The sequence below is a fragment of the Plesiocystis pacifica SIR-1 genome, from assembly GCF_000170895.1.
Lineage (GTDB): Bacteria > Myxococcota_A > Polyangia > Nannocystales > Nannocystaceae > Plesiocystis > Plesiocystis pacifica.
In genome coordinates, this window is record NZ_ABCS01000030.1 from 75,969 (window position 1) to 93,349 (window position 17,381).

Genomic DNA, 17,381 nt, shown 5'->3' on the forward strand with positions numbered 1-17,381 from the left:
ACCATGTCCGACCCGAACCCGAACTTTCCCAACGACCTCGATCCGACCTGGGGCGGATGCAAGGTGAAGATCAAAGACTCCACCCATGGCGAGCGCTTCCTGACCCAAGCAGGCAACGCCTTGGGCGTGGATCTGCACTCTTCGAGCACCTTTCACTATCTCCGGGTGGACGGCGAGGTGTGGATCGTCAGGGCGGACTCGGACGATGCGCGCTACGTCGGCGTCACCGGCGGGGGGGAAATCGCCCCGGTCGAGGACCCCTACGCCTGGGCGCCAGACGGGCTCAAGCTGCGCAACGCCACCAAGTATCTCCGCATGAAACCGGAGCGCGGGGTGATGCTGCTGGGCCTGGGCGATAGCGAGGAGGCGGCCGACATCGAAGCGTGCTCGGCCTGAGCCGGAGCCCGTCGTGCTACCGTCGCGCGGTGGCTCGCCTTCGCCATCTCGCCTCGGGAGCCGAGCATCCCCTGTCGGCGCGCCACCTCCTGGGTCGCGCGCCGACCTGCGCCCTGCGCATCGATGACCCGGGGGTCTCGGGCTATCACGCCGAGCTGAGCTGGGACGGCGAGGGCTGGAAGGTCCAGGACCTGGGCAGCCGCAACGGGACCACCCTCGGCGGCGAGGCCCTGGTCAAGGGGAAGCGCGTGCCCTTGCCCGCGCAGGTCGAGCTCGAGCTCGCGGGGGCGGTGCGCTTTGTCCTCGTCGACGCGACGGAGCCCACGCTGATCGCCTTCGGCCCCCAGGGGGAGGTGCGCGAGGCGGCCCACGAGCTGCTGTGCCTGCCCAGCGAGGAGCAGCCCGAGCTGACCTTGTTCCGCGAGCTCGACGGGCGCTGGTGGGTCGAGGACGACGCCTGGGCCCGGGAGCTCGGCGAGGTCGAGAGCCTCGTCGCTGGCGGCCAGAGCTGGCGGGTGCTCTCGCCGCGGAGCCTGGCCTCGACGCGGGAGGCCTCGGGCGCGGGCTTGCTCGCCGAGCAGCGGCTGTGCTTCGAGGTCAGCCGCGACGGCGAGCACGTCGAGCTGAGCCTGGTCCACGCCACGCAGCGCCGGGCCCTCGCGCCGCGCAGCCACCAGTTCTTGCTCCTGGCCCTGGCGCGCGCCCGCCTGGCCGACGCCGACCCCGAGCGCGGCCTGCCCGAGACCGAGCGGGGCTGGGTCTACCGCGAGGATCTCCCGCGCATGCTCGCGATCCAGCCCGAGCTGATCCACCTGTGGATCCACCGCGCCCGCAAGCAGCTCGTCCAGGCGGGCATCCGCGACGCCGTCGGCCTGTTCGAGCGTCGAGCCAGCGGCACCCAGCTGCGCCTGGGCGTCCGCGCCCTCGAGATCCGCGACCAGTAGCGACTGAACGTCGTCCGGCGAGCTGCTATGCTGGCCCAAGCGCGATGCCCTACGTCGAGTACGCCAGCGAAGGACGGGTGCTGTTCCGCACCGAGAGCAGCGACGGCGCCCAGACCGTGCCGCGCATCCACGAGATCGTCGTCGTCGACGACCGGCCCTACCAGGTCGTCGACGTCGAGTACTGGGCCCGGCGCCTCGGCTCCAAGGACCGCCGCAGCGTGTGGCCCACCGTCTACCTGATCCCCGTGTCCGACGAGGACTGGAAGCGCAGGCTCGAGCGCCGCGTCGTGCGTGAAAAGCCCGACGGTCCGCCGGTTCGCTACTGAGCCCTCGTCTGCGTCCACGAACTGCGAACCCCATGGTCACGCCCCGCCTCGACCTGGTCCGGACCCTGCTGCCCGAGCGCGAGCGCGAGCGGGTCGAAGCCTACGTCCTCGACGACGCCGGCCACGGCACCGACGTGTTCGGCACCACCGTCGACGGCCTCGGCAACGCCTACGCCCTGGCCTACTGGCTGCACCGGTACTATTTCCGGGTGGTCTCGGCCGGCCACGAGAACGTGCCCCTCGACAGCGCCGGGGTCGTGGTCGGGAACCACAGCGGCGTGCTGCCCTTCGACGGCGTCATGGTCACCACGGACGTGTTCCGGCACATGGATCCGCCCCGCCTGGTCCGCTTCATGGTCGACTTCTTCGTCTACAGCATGCCGGTGGTCGGCACGCTGTTTCGGAGCCTCGGACAGATCCCCGGGACGCGGCGGAACTTCGACGGGCTCATCGAAGAGGGCCACCTCGTCGGCATCTTCCCCGAGGGCGCGGACGCCCTGGGCAAGCCCATGGAAGACCGCTACCAGCTCTTCCCCTTCTCCCACGGCCACGCCGAGCTGGCGGCGCGCCACGGCGTCCCGGTGATCCCCTTTGGGGTCGTGGGCGCGGAGGAGCAGCAGGCGGTGATCTCCAACATGGAGCCCCTGGCCCGGGCCTTCGGCCTGCCCTTCGTCCCGCTGACCCGCACCTTCCCGCTCTTTGGCCCCCTGGGCCTGCTGCCCAAGCCCGTGCGCTACTACATCCACTACGGCCCGCCGCTGACCATCGACCCCGCGGCGCTGCGCAGCGTGGAGGTCCGCGCGCGGGAGGTCGAGCGGGTGCGCGAGGCCGTCAACGCGCAGATCGAGCTGGGCCTCGAGGTCCGGCGGCGCGCCGAAGGGGGCCGCGCGTGAGCGACGAGACCCAGACCCAGGCCCAGACCGAGGGCGAGACCGGAGCCGAGCTCGAAGCCCGGGCCGAGGCCATCCTCCGCGCCGGTCCGCGCCGGGTGCTGGTCGCGGGCGCGCGGCGCAAGATCGCCGTCGAGCTCATCGCCTTGCTGCTCAGCGATCCCCGGGTCGACAAGGTCCTCGCCGTCGCGCAGGGCCCGTGCCCGCCAGGGCTGATGGGCCACGACCCGCGGCGCTTCATGTATCACCAGGCTGGCCTCGCCCGCCGCCGCCAGGTCGACAACCTGTTCTTGTTCGAGGAGTTCCGCGAGCACCCCCTGGACACGGTGGTGCACCTGGCCTTCGCCGGGAACCCCAAGGGCTACGACGCCTCGCGCCACGAGTACAACGTCAACGCGGCGCGCCACCTGCTCGACGCTGCGCTGCGCCACGGCATCGGCAAGTACGTGTTCTTGTCGAGCGACGCGGTCTATGCCGTGGGCCCGCGCGGCGACTTCAAGGTCTCGGAGGACGCCGCCCTCAACCTCGACCCCGAGGTCTCGGCGACGGTCCGCGACATCATCGACGCGGAGTTTTTGTGCCGCGCCAAGATGGACCACGCCGGCTGCGAGGTCATGGTCCTGCGCCCCGCCGGGGTCGTCGGCGGCGGGGTCAGCTCGGGGCTCAACCTGTTGTTCGAGAGCAACCCGCCCGTGCTGCCCATCGGCTTCGACCCGATGATCAACCCGACGACCAAAGAGCGCCTCGCTCGCGACCTGGCCCTCGCGCTGATGGTCCACGGCAAGGGCCTCTACAACGTCGCGGGTCCGAGCGCGGGGCCGCTGACGCGCTTCCTCGAGGCCCGCGGGGTCACGCCCATGCGCGTCCCGGGCCCGCTGCTGCGCAGCACCAACCGGCTGCAGCGCATGGTCGGGCAGACCCGCTACCACGCGGAGTACCAACCCAAGCGGCTGTTCTACTCGCTGGTCCTCGACGACTCGCGCTTCGAGGCGGACTTTCGCCGGCACGCTGCGCTCGTGGCTGTGGGCGGGTCACAAGGGGCCGTCGACGAGCCCTTCGCGTGACTGTCGCCGTGACTCAGGACAAATCGAAGCCACATCGCTGAAGCAAACTCGCAGCTCTCGGGCTCTCGGCTCGGCGCGAGCGGGCTTTGGCGAGATCGACGGTCGCTGAGCGCTCGCCGCAAACGGCCCGCGCAGGTGCGCCTGGCAAGCTTTTTGCTCTCGACCGCGGCGCCGAGAAAAACGCTGGAATTCGTCGGCCCAGATCCAATGCTCGCGCTTTTGGCCAATGCGTGAGCTGGCTTGGGGTTCAACGACCCCGCGCTCTCGTGGGCCCCCATGGCCGGCCCGTCATCGCCCCGACGCCTGGCATGCGCAGCTGCGCTCGGCACAATCCCGCCGCTTGACCGGCGACAGCCCCGAGCCCCGCAGATCGCGGCCGGAACGGACAGGAACCGCATGGCGAAGCGAAACCTCAGCGACTGGACCTTCTCCGAGCTCCTCCGGCGGCTCGCGCAGCTGCTCGGCCTCGTGCTGATCGCGGCGTGCAGCGAGCAAGCCGTCGAGCGCCCGGAGGCCTCTCTGCGCGCCTCCGTCCATCAATTCTCGTTCCTGGCCGAGGCCCCCGTGCCCGCGCTCTCGACCATCGCCGCGGTCGTCGAAGAGCGCGACCCCGGCCAGGGCGACGCGGCCATGGGCGAGCGCGTCGACGAGGCCCGGGATCGCCTGCACCACAGCCCCTACGTGTGCGAGCAGTTCGAGATGCGCGTGCGCGACGACGGCCGCGCTCGACACAAGCGCCTGCGTCGCTCGTGGACCGAGACCGATCGCCAGCGCTTTCGCAAGCTCGTCGAGATGGTCGCCAAGGAGATGGGCGCGGACCCCAAGCTCGTCGCCCTGTGGGCGCTGCGCGAGTCGACCTACAACCCCTACGCGATCCACGTCCTCGACCCCGACCTCGAGGCCTCGTCCCAGAGCTGGCGACGGCACCGCTGGGACCCCGAGCGGGCCGAAGAGCTCCACGCGATCATGGCCGAGGTCGGCGCCCGCGACCCGGGCTACTGGAAGGCCAAGGCCGAGCTCTCGCGGATCTCGAGGTTCAAGGACAACCCCTACTACGAGGACCGGGTCAGCTTCGACGTGGTCCTGCCCAAGGGCGAGCGCGAGCGCGGGGAGACCTCCTACTGGGGCTACGGCTACGGCCCCTTCGGCTTCAACCCGACCTACTTCCTGGCGACCTGGGACGCCAAGGCGCCGCCGTGGGTGTTTTGCAACGACGACGGCATCGCGGCGATCGTGACCGCGGTGTGGGCGGCCCGGCAGCACCAGCGCGAGTGCGCCAGCTTGGGCTTTGGCGACAGCAACGAGGTCGTCAACCGGCGCTTCTCCTCGGGCCACTGCGAGCTCCGCCCGGGGCGGGCCCACCTGTTCCGCAAGCGCGCGCGGGCCCGCAACATCAACCCCAGGGCGACCGCCAAGCTCGGCGATCGCTGGCCCATGGACAGCAGCGATCGCCGGGCGATCGTCGAGCACATGCGCACCCGGGCCGAGGCCGAGGGCCTGCTGAGTCGCCACGCCCGCGCCGACGCGGCGCGGCTTCGTCACTAGCGGTGCTGGTACTCTGGGCGCGATGGCTAGCTCGTCCAAGCGCCCGCGCTCCGCCGCCGAGTGGTTTGACTTTGCCCTGCCTTTTTTGTTGACCGCCGCGGGCTTGCTGCACCCCGAGAGCCCCAAGGTCTGGTTTGCGAGCTTGGGCTTCGCCTTCGTCGCGATCGCCGGGCCGATCCTCACCGGCGCGGGCGTGGTGACCTGGCTGTCCGGGCGCTTCGGCGCGCGCATTCAGGGCGAGCGCAAAAAAGCCGCGCCCATGCTCGACGAGGCCCTCGAGACCGCGCGCGCGTCGTGGGTCGCGGCGAGCTTGGCCGCGTGGCCCCTGGCGCAGTGGTGGCTCGGCCACGAGACGGCGATGGTCGTGGACCTCGAGTCCCGCGGGCTGACCGTCGGCGCGGTGATCTTGCAGACCGTCGTCGGGCTCATCGCCATGGACGCGTGGCTGTACTGGAAGCACCGCCTGCTCCACACCAAGCGCATGTTCGTGTTCCACAAAAAACACCACAGCTTCCGCGACCCGACCCCCTTCGCCGGCTTCGCCGTGGGCCCCGTCGAGTCGCTGCTGACCTTTTGGCCGATCCTGATCCTGTGCGTCCCCCCGGCCACGCACTGGGCCCCGCTCTACTTCGGCCTGGTCGTCGCCTTCGTGAACCTCAACTTCTACCTGCACTGCGGCGTGCGCATCGAGTGGGCCGAGAAGCTGATCGCGCCGACGGGCATCAACACCTCCGCCTTCCACAACATCCACCACTCCCACGCGGTGGTGCACTTTGGTGAGGCGATGACGGTGTGGGACCGGATCTGCAAGACCCGCCTGGTCGACCGGGCGAATTGAGCCGGAGTGCCGGCTAAGGGCAGCCGGCGAATGTTTTTCTGGGCCCCAAAGTGCTATCGAGAGTGCAGTGTCCGGGGATCCCGAGGTCATCGTCATTGGTGCAGGCCCCAACGGCCTGGTCGCCGCGTGTGTGCTGGCCCGGGCCGGCCTCGACGTGCTCGTGGTCGAGGCGCACCCGACCCGCCCTGGCGGCGCGCTGGCTTCGGAGGAGGCGACGGAGCCGGGCTTCGTCCACGACGTGGGCGCGGCCTTCTTCCCCTTCGCGCAGATCAGCCCCGCGTTTCGCGATCTGAAGCTCGGCGACCACGGCCTGCGCTGGACCTTCGCGCCCATCGACTCGGCCCACCCCGCGCCCGACGGCACCGTCGCCGTGCTCGCCCGGGACATCGAGCGCATCCGCGACAACTTCGGCAGCCCCGAGGACGGCGCCAAGATGCTCGAGGTCGCCAACTGGCACCGCAAGGTCGAGCCGCACCTGCTCCCGGCGATGCTCGAGACCTTCCCGGCGATCCGCCCGGCCCTGGGCCTGCTGCCCTTTGCGCTCCTGCGCGTCGCCGCGACCTTCATGCGCTCGGGGGCCCGGCTGTCCCAGAGCTGGTTTCGCAGCGAGGCCGCGCGCCGGGTCATCCCCGGGCTCGCGCTGCACACCGACGTCGGCCCCGACGACACCTTCGGCTCCGGCATCGGCTACATGCTCGCGGTCATGGCCACCACCGGGGGCTACGGCGTGCCCGAGGGCGGCGCCGGGGCGATCACCGACGCGCTGGTGCGCTTGCTCGAGAGCCACGGCGGGCGCGTGCGCGTGGGCGCGCGGGTCGACTCGATCGTCGTCCGCGACAAGCGGGCCCAGGCCGTCGTGCTCGCCGGCGGCGAAGAGCTCCGCGCGACCAAGGCGATCGTCAGCGACACCTCCGCGCCGGCCCTGCTCGGTCGCCTCGTCGACGAAAAGCTCCTCCCCGGCCGCGTCGTCCGCAAGATGCGTTCCTTCGCCCAGGGCTGGGGCACCTTCAAGGTCGACTGGGCCCTCGACGGCCCCGTCCCCTGGGCCACCGAGCTCAGCCGCGAGGCCGCGGTCGTCCACGCCGGGGACAGCCTCGCCGACCTGCGCAGCTTCACCGCCCAGGCCCGCGGCGGCGAGCTGCCGACCAACCCCTACCTCGTCATCGGCCAGCAGAGCCTCAGCGACCCCACCCGCGCCCCCGAGGGCAAGCACGCCCTGTGGGCCTACTCGCGCGTCCCCGCCCTGCCCCCTGGGGGGGACTGGAAGGCCGTCGAGGAGCGCTTTGGCGACGCCATCGACGAGCGCATCGAGGGCCTCGCGCCCGGCTTCAAGGCCCGCATCCGCGCCCGCCGGGTCGTCTCCCCCAGCGCCCTCGAGGCCATGGACGCCAACCTCGTCGGGGGCGACCTCGGCGGAGGCTCCAACGCCTGGTATCGCCAGCTCGTATTCCGCCCGATCTTCCCGTACTTCCGCTACCGGACGCCGGTGCGCGGCCTGTACCTGGGCTCCAGCTACGCCCACCCGGGCGCTGGCGTCCACGGAATGTGTGGATACAACGCCGCGCGCATCGCCCTGCGAGACCTTCGCTAGGGCAGACAGATTTTTCGAGATTTTCGTGGACACATCGGCGACGACGATCACCTCGGAAATACAGGCCATCCATCCACACTAGTGTGGACGCCCGAGGGGTGGTGACGCGGGGTTCGGGGGGATTGCCGCGTCACCATCCTTCCTTTTTACCCCCGCGGTGCGCTGGGGGACTGGGGCTGCAGCGGACCTGCTCGCGCAGGTCCTCTCGTCGCTTCGCTCCTCGGGCAGGGTCGCTCGTGGGTGCTAGGGGGCATGTGGTCACCCCCTGCAAGGGGGTGTTCTCTGGCGGGGATGAGGAGGCGTTGTCTGGCGGGGATGAGGAGGCGTTGTTTGGCGGGGATGAGGGCCCGAGCTCAATCCGTACTCGCGCGCTCGCGCTCGCGTCCGAGCTCCGTCACGAAGAAATCGACAAAAGCCCGGATCTTCGGATCCAAGAACTCCCGCTCGACGTAGACCAGGTTGACCCGCTCGCGCGCGCCGACGTGCTCGGGCAAGACGTGGATCAGCTCGCCCTGGTCGAGGTTTGCGTGGGCGGAGTAGGCGGAGATCAGCGCGATCCCGAGCCCGCTGAGCGCGACGGCGCGGCGCAGCTCGATGTCGTTGGTGGCCAGGCTGCCGGAGACGGTGACGGAGCCGCCGGCGAGCAAGGGCCAGCGCCGCTCGGGCTGGCGGCCGGCTCGGTAGCCGACGATGCAGTTGTGCGCGTCGAGCTCGGCGGGGGTGGTCGGGGTGCCGGCGCGCTCGAGGTAGGCCGGGGAAGCGACGGCGATGCTGGTGTCGACGGACATCGAGCGGGTGATCAGCGAGGGGTCGTCGATCGGTCCGCGGCGCAGGGCGAGGTCGAAGCCCTCGGCGACCAGATCGACGTGCAGGCTCGTGGCGACGAACTCGAGGCTGACTTCGGGGTAGGCCTGCAAAAAAGCCGTCAGCCAGCGGGCGAAGAATTCGTGGGCGAGGGTCGAGGGCACGGACACGCGCAGGAGCCCGCGGGGGACCCCGTCGAGGCGGCGGACCTCGGCCTCGACGTCGCGGGCTCCCTCGACGAGCACGCGCGCCCGTTGGTGGAGGAGCTGGCCAGCGGGGGTCAGGGTCATGCGCCGGGTGGTGCGGTGAAGCAGGCGCACGCCGAGGCGCTGCTCGAGCTTGGCGAGGCGGCGGCTCAAGGTCGCGCGGGGCAAGTCGAGGACCTCGGCGGCGGCGGTGAGGCTGCCAGCGTCGACGATGGTGATGAATTCCTCGAAGCCGTCAGCGGCTCTCATTCGAACGATTTCCTGTCATCTGAGTTGCTCTGGCGGGCATTGTAGTTGAAATCAAACGAATTAATCTGAGCCCATGACGAAGACGAAGCTCCCCTACATCATCACCACGGCCCTGTTTGCGCTCATGATGCTGCCCGGAGCCGGCATGAACCTCGCCCAGCCACAGATGGTGGTCGAGATGGCCGAGGCCCTCGGGGTTCCGCTGGCGCTGTTGACGCTGATTGGCGTCTGGAAGCTGCTCGGGGTCGCCGCGCTCGTGACCCCAGGCCTCGACCGCCGCGGGCCTCACCTCCAGCGCCTGCGCGAGTGGGCCTACGCCGGCTTCTTCTTCGACCTGACGGGCGCGGCCTTCCTGCACATGGCCGTGGGCGACTTCAACGTCGTCACCCACGTCGTGTTCCTCTCGCTGCTGCTCGGGTCCTACGCGCTGCGCACCAAGGTCCTCGCGCAGGGCGAGGCGCCGAGCATGGCGAGCGGGCTCGCGGCGAGTCCGGCTTGAGTCGTCCACCCCCAGCCTCGCGGACGGACCCGGGGCTGGCCCACGAGCTCGCGTTCTCGCTGGGCCCCGTCGGGGGGTCGGGCGTGGTCGAAGCCAGGCCCTTGGAATCGACATGCAATGGCTTCGAGGGCGCCTCGGCTCGTGAACACAAGAAGACCACGCAAGCCCGAGGGGTGGGGCTCAAAGCCGCCAAAATGACGTCGTAGGCCGGTGCTAGCATCGTCGCCCGCCAAGAGCGTGCGCGACGGCCATGGACTCGATTCGACGAACTTTAGGAGACATTGCCCCCAATCATTCTTCGCTGCGGGAGGTGCTGCGAGACGAGTTTGGGGCCCCCGGGCCGCGCATCTCCTTGCAGGCTCAGCTCGAGCGGGCGGACGACTACGACGCCGCGATCATCTTCGTGCACGGGGTCAACACCGACCCCAACTGGAACTTCCGCAACATGGAGCGAGAGCTCCGCGCGCGCTGGCCCGAGCAGATGCGTCGGGTCGCCGTGGTCAAGCTGTTTTGGGGCTACGTCCCGGGCAACGAGTGGAGCTCGGTGATCGGCACCCGGACCGATCAGACCTGGGGCCTCTCGGACCTGGCGTGGTCCGGACCCGCGAAGCTGTGCGACGCGATCGGCCGGGTCCAGGCGACCCTCGGCGTCGACACCAAGATCTGCGTGATGGCCTACAGCCAGGGGACCTGCATCACCGTCGCGGCCCTGCAAGAGGGCCTGGAGATCGACAACCTGATCTTGATGGGCTCGCCGCTGGACCAAGGCGGCATCGTCCGGCACTCGCACAACACCCACCTGCCCCAGGCCTTCGAGCGGGTCCGGGGGGAGATCATCAACTGCTCCTCGGACTCCGACTGGATGTCTGGGGTGGGCGCGGGGACCTCGGCCGCGGGGTCCTTCTTCGCCGGCGGCGGGCTGAATGGGAAGTCCGTCGGCGGCCACGGCCTGCCCAAGGCGATCAAGGACCTGCCCAAGGTTCACAGCCTGCACCTCGACAACGTCGACCACACGGTCTTGCAGGACGAGGGCTGGTGGGACGCCCACTGGATCCGCCCCGGCGGCGACAACTGGCAGGGCATCAGCCCCGAGCACTTCATCCGCGTGGCCACCTGCGCCAACCACGACAAGCGCCCGCACGCGGCCTCCCCCCGGGAGCTCGAGGCCCTCGACGAGCACCGCGAGCACCTCATCGCGGACACCCGGCGCGGGTGGAGCGACGAGCGGGGCAGCGGGTTCAGCGATCGCGTCTACATCCCGGCCAAGACCACCATGCGCTGGCACCACGACGATCGCCACCACGCCGAGTACAGCGTCGAGGCCATCGACGGCTTCGTGATCGCCCGGCTGTGCCACGCCGTCTACGACGACTTCAGCTGCGACGAGCGCTGGCTGTCGATCGGCATGAAGGAGGGGCCCAAGGGCGGCGCGCGCTCGGTGTCCGGCTCCGAGGACGCGACCTTCATGCTCGAGGTCAACAACACCCGCAACTTCCCGACGGTCGTCGACATCAAATTCCGAACCTGGCGCGACTGAGCCGCCTGCCTGCACTCTCGCCGAACCCCGCCCGAACCCGAGGACGAGCCATGGATCCCGACATTCTCTTTGACAACAACCAGATGAACCTCAAGGCCGCCAGCCGCATCGGCGTGCACACCAAGACCGTCGACTTTCGCAACGCGTCCAACGAGGTCGGCGTGCGCATCTCGACCATCGCCGGGCAGGTCTCGATCTACACCCCCGGCGACGGCAACCACGAAAGCGGCGTGATCTTGCGAGACGACCGCAACGTGCCGCAGGTGCGGATCACCAACCGCGGGGTGGAGGCCAAGGAGCTGCGCTATACCCGGGCCTTCCTCGACGGCGCCAACGGAAACCTGACCCTCGGCGGGGACGGGACCGACGGCGACATCCTGCTGCGCGACGAGAAGGGGCAGATCACCACGCACATCTCCGGGGCCGTGACCCGCGACAAGAACGCCCACCAGGTCGTGCACCCCTCGGCCAAGCTTCGGCTCAACGCCCTGCTCGGTAGCTACGAGTTCGGCGGCATCCAGGGCGGTCGGATCACCGTGCAGGACAAGGACCGCAAGCCCAAGATCGTGCTCGAGGGCAAGTCCGGCCGGGCCTCCCTCGACGACATTCGCTTGACCGGGAACGACGGCATCAACAGCCTCAAGGCCGAGATCAAGGCGCTCAAGACCAAGGTCGCCCGGCTCGAGGCGCGGGTGAAGTAGACCGGCCGGGAATCGCCCCGGCGGGCCCGAGGTAGGTGCAGCACATGCGAGACGAGCCCGCCTTCCTGTGTAGCTGCACGACCCTCGGCGAGGCCACGGCCCTCCGCGCCTCGCTCCAAGCCCGCGGGCTGTGGGTGTTCATCGAGGGCGAGCACCAAGGAGGGGTCCCCGCCATGGGGTGGGCGCCCGAGCTGCGCGTGATGGTGCGGGCCTCTCAGCTGGCGCGGGCGCGCGAGCTCGCTCGAGAGATCATGGTGGGCTTGCCGGGCGCGTCGACCTCGGAGCTGGAGGCCGAGCTCGAGGCGGCGGCGGACATCGAGCTCACCGAGGAGCTCGCGCCGCGGTCGGGGGCGGTCCCCGCGGGCTCGCTGATCTGGCTCGCGCTGGTGGGCGCCGCGATGCTGGTCGGGCTGGGGACGTTGCTGTTTTGACCCGAGCGGTCGGGCCTCAGCGCATTTCGGGGGGCAAGAGCACGCACGCGGGGCCGTAGCCCTCCTTGCACAGCTCGACCACCAGGCGGCGCCCGAACTCGGCCTGGTTTTGGTCCGAGCTGTTGCTGAGCACGACGCCAAAGCGCAGGCAGCCCTCGTCGTCGCCGTGCTCGCAGGCCCACTGGTGGAGCTCGGCGGCGCGCTGGTAGTTGGCCGGCAGGCTCTCGCCGAGGCCGGACTCGTGGAGGATGCCGAGCAGGACACAGGCCGAGGGACCCTCGAGCTCGGTGCAGCCCCAGTCGAGGGTGGCGATCATCCGGTCGTCGTCCCAGCCCTCCACGGCCGGGTCGTCGCGGTGCAGGTCGTAGAGCACGCTGGCGGTCGCGCAGGAGGTGGCGTGGCCGCGCTCGCAGGCCAAGCCGGCGGCGTCGAGGGCCCTGGGGCCGAGGTCGGCGAGGGACTCGAAGTTGTAGACGAGGGCCGCGAAGGCAGCGCACGACGAGCCGTCCTCGAGGGCGCAGCCGCGCTCGGCGTAGTGGACCGCGTCGTTGATCGACTCGCGCAGGTAGGTGCCCGCTCGGTAGAGGTGGGCCAGATCGCCGCAGGCCTGGCCAAAGTCTCGACTGCACATCTCGGCCAAGGTGGCCTCGCCGCGCTCGCGGGTGGCCTCGTCGCGCAGCAAGGCCCGGCCGAGCATGCTGCACGCGGCCCCGCTGCCTGCGGCGCAGCCGGTCTCGGCGTCGCGGACGGCCTTGTCGAGATCGTCGCCGGAGAACAGGCGCAGGGAGCTGGCCCACGCGCAGCCGTCGGCGTGGCCGCGCTGGCAGGCGCGGTCGTGCATGGCGAGGATCTGGGCGGCCAGCCCGGCCGCGTCGCCCTGGTAGGCCGGGCCCGCGACGATGCGGCTCATGAACCCGGCGACGAAGCAGGCCTCCCCGACCTCGCCGTCGTCGTCCTCGGGCTCGGCGTCCTCGCACCGGGCGATCCAATCGCCCACGGCCTCCTTGCACGCGGCCCGCTCGGGGCACAGGTCCGCCGCGTCCCGGGCCTTGCTCAGCTCGACGGGCAAGGGCGCGCCTTTGTAGTCGCTGTCGACGACGTCGGCCGCCTCGGAGGCCCGCGTCGTGCGACAGCCGAGCGTCGGCGTCACGGACAGCGCGAGGGCGGTCGCCAGCAGGGCGCGGGGAGCAAGCATCGCCCGCGGGTGTACCAGACCCAGGCCGGCGGGGTCACCGGAGCCGACGCAGGGCCGTGCTCAGGTCGCCCTTGCGGCCCGAGACCTGCCAGCGCTCGGCGCCCACGAACGCGCTGAGCTCGTCGAGGGCGCGGCCGAGGCCCTCGACGACTTCGGCTTTGTCCACGCCGGGCTCGGCGAAGGCCCCGAGCACCCGGAGCACGCCGGCGTCGCGGTCGGTCTTGAGGTCGACGCGGGCGACCAGGCGATCGCCGAGCAAAAAGGGCAGCACGTAGTAGCCGTAGACCCGCTTGGCCGCCGGCGTGTAGATCTCGATCTTGTAGTGGAAGTCGAACAGCCGGGCCGCCCGGTCCCGGAACCACACCACGGGGTCGAAGGGCGAGAGCAGGGCGCAGGCGTCGACGCGCCGGGGCAGCTTCGCGTCGGGGTGGAGCAGGCCTGGGCGCGACCACCCCTCGACCTCGACCTCGACCAGCCGGCCCTCCTCGACGAGCTCGGCGACCCGGGCCTTGGCGGGGCGCTTGGGCAGGCGGTGGTAGTCGACGAGGTCCGCGGCCGTGGCGATCCCGTAGCTGGCCGCGGCGCGCATGAGCAGCTCGCGGTGGGCGTCTTCTTCCGTGGGCGTCGGCGCGGCCAGGATCGGCGCGGGCACGATGCGCTCGAGCAGATCGAACTCCTTGACGAAGCCCGGGCGCCGGCGGATGCCCAGCTTGCCGAGGCGAAACAGGCAGTCGAGGGCCACCGAGCCCCCGCTGCGGCCGCCCCACCACTCGCCGTCGCGGGGCCGGGGGTCGTCGAGCTCGCCCGGGGCCATGGGCCGCTCTTTGACCTGCGCCAGGACCTCGTCGAGGTAGGCCTCGTTCTCGCAGATGAACTTGGCCAGGTGCTTCCAGGTCTCGCCGCGCTCGGTCCGGGCCTTTTGCCAGCGCAGCAGCGGCTCGTCCTCGACGGGCAGCAAAGAGGCCTCGTGGCACCACGCCTCGAACCACTCGTCGTCGCGGTAGGCCACCCGGTCGAGGAGCTCCGGCGCGTAGGGGCCCAGGCGCGAAAAGGGCGGCATGTACTGGGTGCGGATGACGATGGGGATCGAGTCGAGCTGGAGCAGCTGCAGCCGCCGCATGACCCGGCGCAGGTGTCGACGATCGGCGGCGCCCTTGGGCCTGGGGTCACGAAAGCCCTGAGCCGCGAGGGCGATGCGTCGGGCCGTGGCGGCGCGGATGCTCTGGGTGCGAGCCATGGCCAAAGCTACTCTCGATCGGGAAAAATGTTTCGGCGGGGAGAAGACCGCTGGTCCTCATCCCCGCCGAGCACGCTCTGCCGCTCGGCAGTCGCTAGTCGAGCTTACCGGTCTTGCGCAGGAAGTCGGCGTAGCCGCCCGGGAAGAAGTCCCACTTGCCGTCGGGCTCGAGCTCGAGCACGCAGGTCGCGGCGGCCTCGAGCAGGGCCTGGTCGTGCGCGACGAAGATCATCGTGCCCTCGTACTTGACCAGGGACTCCTCGAGGGCGCGGATCGACTCGAGGTCGAGGTGGTTGGTGGGCTCGTCGAGGAGCAGGAGGTTGTCCTTGGTCAGGGTCAGCTTGGACAGCAGCAGGCGCACGGTCTCACCGCCGGACAGGGCCGAGACGGGCTTCTCGGCGTCCTCGCTGGGGAAGAGCATGCGCCCGAGCACGCCGCGGACCTCCTCGACGCTGGCCTTGGGGTCCCACTGGTGCAGCCACTCGTAGGCGGTCTTGCCGTGCTTGGCGTCCTCGAGGGCCTCCTCGTGGTCCTGGGGCATGTAGCCCACGCTGACCTCGTGGCCCAGGCGGATCTTGCCCTTGTCGGGCTCGTAGACCTTGGCCAGGCACTTGAGCAGGGTCGTCTTGCCGACGCCGTTGGGGCCGACGACGGCCATGCGATCGCCGCGGGTCAGGGTGAAGGTCACGTCCTCGAGCACGGTCTCGCCGTCGAAGCTCTTGTTGAGGCGGTCGACCTCGAGCACGAGCTTGCCCGAGGGGCGGGCCTGGTCGAAGCGGATGAAGGGGCGCTGGATGTTCGAGCGCTTGAGGTCGCTCATCGACAGCTTGATCTTGGCGACCTCGCGCTTGCGCGAGCTGGCCTGCGAGGCCTTCTTGGCGTTGGCCCCGAAGCGGCGGATGAACTCCTGCAGGTCGCCGATCTTCTTGGACTTGCTCGCGTTTTGCTTCTCTTCCGCGATGCGGTAGGCGACCTTTTGGCGCATCATCTGGTCGTAGCCGCCGGGGTAGAGGATGATGTTCTCGTAGTCGACGTCGGCGGTGTGGGTGCACACCCGGTTGAGGAAGTGGCGATCGTGGGAGATCACGATCAGCACGCCGCTATAGTTGAGCAGGAAGTTCTCCAGCCAGCGGATCGAGTCGAGGTCGAGGTGGTTGGTGGGCTCGTCGAGGAGCAGGATGTCGGGGTCGCCGAACAGGGCCTGGGCCACGAGCACGCGCAGGCGCAAACCACCCTGAATGAGCTCGAGGGGCTCGAGCAGGTTGTCCTCGGGGATGCCCAGGCCGGACAAGAGCTCCTCGGCCCGGTTCTCGGCGTCGTAGCCCTCCTCCTCGGCGATGACCATCTCGAGCTCGGCCAGGCGCATGCCCTGGTCCTCGGTCATCGCGTCGAAGTCGACCTCGGCGAGCATCTTCTCCTTCTCGTCGAGGGCCTTCCACAGCCGGTCGTTGCCCATGATCACGACGTCGCGGACGCGGTGCTTGGCGTAGCGGAAGTGGTCCTGGTGGAGGACGCTCATGCGCGCTTGGTTGGGCTTGTTGACCTGGCCCTTGTCGGGCTCGACGTCGCCCGACAGGATCTTCATGAAGGTCGACTTGCCCGCGCCGTTGGCCCCCGTCAGGCCGTAGCGGTTGCCGGGATCAAAGGTGGTGGTGACCTCTTCGAAGAGGGTCTTGCCGCCGTAGGCCTTGGTGACTTCGGATACCGTAAGCATTGGGGATCACTCGCTATTCTGCGACCGAGGGTGGGCCGTGTGTACGTCGAGCCATCGCGGGATGCCAGCGACGCGTTACGCGCCAGCTCACGGCGGGAGCTGCGAAAGGCAAGGGGAGCGTCAACAGCCGTCCACGCCTACCCACGTGGGTGTCGCGGGGCTTTCGCGCGGGGTGGAGACTGCGCGTCATGGCCGTCTCCGATCAAGTCCCGACCCAATCTGGCTTCGCCGCCAAGACCGATGGCGCCGTCGTCATCGCCGACCTCGAGCTGTCTGGAAAGACCGCGATCGTCACCGGTGGTTACAGCGGCATCGGCCTCGAGACGACGCGGGCGCTGGCGGCCAAGGGCGTGCGGGTGATCGTGCCGGTGCGCAGCCCCGACAAGGCCAAGGCCAACCTCGAGGGCATCGGGGGCGCCGTCGAGACCCGGCCCCTCGATCTGGCCGACCTCGGGTCCGTGCGCAGCTTCGCCGCGGCCATGGTCGAGGAGCTCTCGGCCCTCGACATGCTGATCAACAACGCGGGCATCATGGCTTGCCCGCTGACCCGGGTCGGGCCCGGCTGGGAGTCGCAGTTTGGCGTCAACCACATGGGCCACTTCGCCCTGACCAAGGCGCTCATGCCGGTGCTCGCCAAGACCCCCGGGGCGCGGGTCGTGGCGCTGAGCTCGACGGGGCACAAGATCACGGGGATCCGCTGGGACGACATCCAGTTCGAGACGGGCGAGTACAACAAGTGGCAGGCCTACGGGCAGGCGAAGACCGCCAACGCACTGTTTGCCAACGCGCTGTCGAGGCGGCTGCGCGATACCGGGGGCTTGGCCTTCTCCGTCCATCCTGGGGGCATCTTCACGCCGCTGCAGCGCCACCTGCCCAAGGAGGAGATGGTCGCGCTGGGGTGGATCGAGGAGAGCGGCGAGCCCACGGCGATGGCCAAGCAGGGGTTCAAGACGCCGGAGCAGGGGTGCTCGACGACGCTGTGGGCTGCGACTTCGGCGAAGCTCGAGGGGAAGGCGGGGGTCTACTGCGAGGACTGCGACGTGGCTGCGCCGACGGATAGGGCTGCGGCTACGGCTCGCTACCTTGGGGTTGACGCGCACGCTTGTGATGATGAGGCGGCGGAGCGATTGTGGACGGTGAGTGAGGAGTTGCTGGCTCGGGCTTAGTTGTGGGTTTGGCCGAGGGTTCGTCTCCGATGGAGAGCGGGCACGGGG

General features: G+C 70.0%; 17 protein-coding genes. 13 read left to right on the forward strand and 4 right to left on the reverse strand.

Features of this window, described 5'->3' with window-relative positions; all coding sequences use genetic code 11:
• Nucleotides 1–3 precede the first annotated feature (3 nt).
• The 8 genes from PPSIR1_RS17230 (at nt 4) to PPSIR1_RS17265 (ending at nt 7,594) form a co-directional block, all read left to right on the forward strand.
• Complete coding sequence (locus PPSIR1_RS17230; protein WP_006972384.1) at nt 4–396, forward strand: hypothetical protein; 393 nt, start codon at nt 4–6, stop codon at nt 394–396.
• 29 nt (nt 397–425) lie between these two features.
• Nucleotides 426–1,340: an FHA domain-containing protein gene (locus tag PPSIR1_RS17235; protein ID WP_045116213.1), complete on the forward strand. Its 915-nt coding sequence runs from the start codon at nt 426–428 to the stop codon at nt 1,338–1,340.
• 44 nt (nt 1,341–1,384) lie between these two features.
• On the forward strand, nt 1,385–1,666 hold the full coding sequence (locus PPSIR1_RS17240) for a hypothetical protein (RefSeq protein ID WP_006972386.1): 282 nt from the start codon (nt 1,385–1,387) through the stop codon (nt 1,664–1,666).
• A gap of 32 nt (nt 1,667–1,698) precedes the next feature.
• On the forward strand, nt 1,699–2,559 hold the full coding sequence (locus tag PPSIR1_RS43015; protein WP_006972387.1) for a lysophospholipid acyltransferase family protein: 861 nt from the start codon (nt 1,699–1,701) through the stop codon (nt 2,557–2,559).
• Entirely contained in the window at nt 2,556–3,620 is a 1,065-nt protein-coding gene (locus tag PPSIR1_RS17250; protein WP_006972388.1) for an NAD-dependent epimerase/dehydratase family protein, read from the forward strand. The genes PPSIR1_RS43015 and PPSIR1_RS17250 overlap by 4 nt, the downstream gene beginning before the upstream one ends.
• Before the next feature lie 396 nt (nt 3,621–4,016).
• Complete coding sequence (locus PPSIR1_RS17255; protein ID WP_006972389.1) at nt 4,017–5,165, forward strand: hypothetical protein; 1,149 nt, start codon at nt 4,017–4,019, stop codon at nt 5,163–5,165.
• A 22-nt stretch (nt 5,166–5,187) separates the two neighbouring features.
• Entirely contained in the window at nt 5,188–6,003 is an 816-nt protein-coding gene (locus tag PPSIR1_RS17260; RefSeq protein ID WP_006972390.1) for a sterol desaturase family protein, read from the forward strand.
• Nucleotides 6,004–6,070: 67 nt separating this feature from the next.
• Nucleotides 6,071–7,594, forward strand: coding sequence for a phytoene desaturase family protein (locus PPSIR1_RS17265; protein ID WP_006972391.1), 1,524 nt, complete (start codon nt 6,071–6,073; stop codon nt 7,592–7,594).
• A 353-nt stretch (nt 7,595–7,947) separates the two neighbouring features.
• Here PPSIR1_RS17265 and PPSIR1_RS17270 read toward each other — a convergent pair whose 3' ends face one another.
• A complete protein-coding gene (locus tag PPSIR1_RS17270; RefSeq protein WP_006972392.1) occupies nt 7,948–8,853 on the reverse strand; it encodes a LysR family transcriptional regulator in 906 nt (301 codons plus the stop codon).
• Nucleotides 8,854–8,926: 73 nt separating this feature from the next.
• On the opposite strand from PPSIR1_RS17270, the gene PPSIR1_RS17275 reads away from it, so the two are divergent.
• The 4 genes from PPSIR1_RS17275 to PPSIR1_RS17290 all read left to right on the forward strand — a co-directional run bounded on the left by PPSIR1_RS17275 (nt 8,927) and on the right by PPSIR1_RS17290 (nt 12,021).
• Nucleotides 8,927–9,352 (forward strand): DoxX family protein, encoded by a 426-nt coding sequence (locus PPSIR1_RS17275; protein ID WP_006972393.1) that lies wholly within the window; start codon nt 8,927–8,929, stop codon nt 9,350–9,352.
• 310 nt (nt 9,353–9,662) lie between these two features.
• The gene (locus PPSIR1_RS17280) at nt 9,663–10,889 is read left to right on the forward strand and encodes an alpha/beta hydrolase (RefSeq protein WP_006972394.1); all 1,227 of its coding nucleotides are present in this window, start codon (nt 9,663–9,665) and stop codon (nt 10,887–10,889) included.
• A 50-nt stretch (nt 10,890–10,939) separates the two neighbouring features.
• Nucleotides 10,940–11,590: a hypothetical protein gene (locus tag PPSIR1_RS17285; RefSeq protein WP_006972395.1), complete on the forward strand. Its 651-nt coding sequence runs from the start codon at nt 10,940–10,942 to the stop codon at nt 11,588–11,590.
• 44 nt (nt 11,591–11,634) lie between these two features.
• Nucleotides 11,635–12,021: a putative signal transducing protein gene (locus PPSIR1_RS17290; RefSeq protein WP_006972396.1), complete on the forward strand. Its 387-nt coding sequence runs from the start codon at nt 11,635–11,637 to the stop codon at nt 12,019–12,021.
• 16 nt (nt 12,022–12,037) lie between these two features.
• Here PPSIR1_RS17290 and PPSIR1_RS17295 read toward each other — a convergent pair whose 3' ends face one another.
• The 3 genes from PPSIR1_RS17295 to PPSIR1_RS17305 all read right to left on the reverse strand — a co-directional run bounded on the left by PPSIR1_RS17295 (nt 12,038) and on the right by PPSIR1_RS17305 (nt 16,167).
• The gene (locus tag PPSIR1_RS17295; RefSeq protein ID WP_006972397.1) at nt 12,038–13,216 is read right to left on the reverse strand and encodes an SEL1-like repeat protein; all 1,179 of its coding nucleotides are present in this window, start codon (nt 13,214–13,216) and stop codon (nt 12,038–12,040) included.
• A gap of 34 nt (nt 13,217–13,250) precedes the next feature.
• Nucleotides 13,251–14,453, reverse strand: a complete 1,203-nt coding sequence (locus PPSIR1_RS17300) for a winged helix-turn-helix domain-containing protein (protein WP_006972398.1) — start codon at nt 14,451–14,453, stop codon at nt 13,251–13,253.
• A gap of 94 nt (nt 14,454–14,547) precedes the next feature.
• Entirely contained in the window at nt 14,548–16,167 is a 1,620-nt protein-coding gene (locus tag PPSIR1_RS17305) for an ABC-F family ATP-binding cassette domain-containing protein (RefSeq protein WP_006972399.1), read from the reverse strand.
• A gap of 188 nt (nt 16,168–16,355) precedes the next feature.
• Here PPSIR1_RS17305 and PPSIR1_RS17310 point away from each other — a divergent pair, with 188 nt between their 5' ends.
• Complete coding sequence (locus PPSIR1_RS17310; RefSeq protein ID WP_006972400.1) at nt 16,356–17,333, forward strand: oxidoreductase; 978 nt, start codon at nt 16,356–16,358, stop codon at nt 17,331–17,333.
• Nucleotides 17,334–17,381: the final 48 nt, after the last annotated feature.

What these genes read in the sequence shown, in the direction of transcription:
- PPSIR1_RS17230 (WP_006972384.1), top strand. Translation starts at nt 4, where the DNA reads ATGTCCGACCCGAACCCGAACTTTCCCAACGACCTCGATCCGACCTGG.
- PPSIR1_RS17240 (WP_006972386.1), top strand. Translation starts at nt 1,385, where the DNA reads ATGCCCTACGTCGAGTACGCCAGCGAAGGACGGGTGCTGTTCCGCACC.
- PPSIR1_RS43015 (WP_006972387.1), top strand. Translation starts at nt 1,699, where the DNA reads ATGGTCACGCCCCGCCTCGACCTGGTCCGGACCCTGCTGCCCGAGCGC.
- PPSIR1_RS17255 (WP_006972389.1), top strand. Translation starts at nt 4,017, where the DNA reads ATGGCGAAGCGAAACCTCAGCGACTGGACCTTCTCCGAGCTCCTCCGG.
- PPSIR1_RS17260 (WP_006972390.1), top strand. Translation starts at nt 5,188, where the DNA reads ATGGCTAGCTCGTCCAAGCGCCCGCGCTCCGCCGCCGAGTGGTTTGAC.
- PPSIR1_RS17270 (WP_006972392.1), bottom strand. Translation starts at nt 8,853, where the DNA reads ATGAGAGCCGCTGACGGCTTCGAGGAATTCATCACCATCGTCGACGCT.
- PPSIR1_RS17275 (WP_006972393.1), top strand. Translation starts at nt 8,927, where the DNA reads ATGACGAAGACGAAGCTCCCCTACATCATCACCACGGCCCTGTTTGCG.
- PPSIR1_RS17285 (WP_006972395.1), top strand. Translation starts at nt 10,940, where the DNA reads ATGGATCCCGACATTCTCTTTGACAACAACCAGATGAACCTCAAGGCC.
- PPSIR1_RS17290 (WP_006972396.1), top strand. Translation starts at nt 11,635, where the DNA reads ATGCGAGACGAGCCCGCCTTCCTGTGTAGCTGCACGACCCTCGGCGAG.
- PPSIR1_RS17295 (WP_006972397.1), bottom strand. Translation starts at nt 13,216, where the DNA reads ATGCTTGCTCCCCGCGCCCTGCTGGCGACCGCCCTCGCGCTGTCCGTG.
- PPSIR1_RS17300 (WP_006972398.1), bottom strand. Translation starts at nt 14,453, where the DNA reads ATGGCTCGCACCCAGAGCATCCGCGCCGCCACGGCCCGACGCATCGCC.
- PPSIR1_RS17305 (WP_006972399.1), bottom strand. Translation starts at nt 16,167, where the DNA reads ATGCTTACGGTATCCGAAGTCACCAAGGCCTACGGCGGCAAGACCCTC.
- PPSIR1_RS17310 (WP_006972400.1), top strand. Translation starts at nt 16,356, where the DNA reads ATGGCCGTCTCCGATCAAGTCCCGACCCAATCTGGCTTCGCCGCCAAG.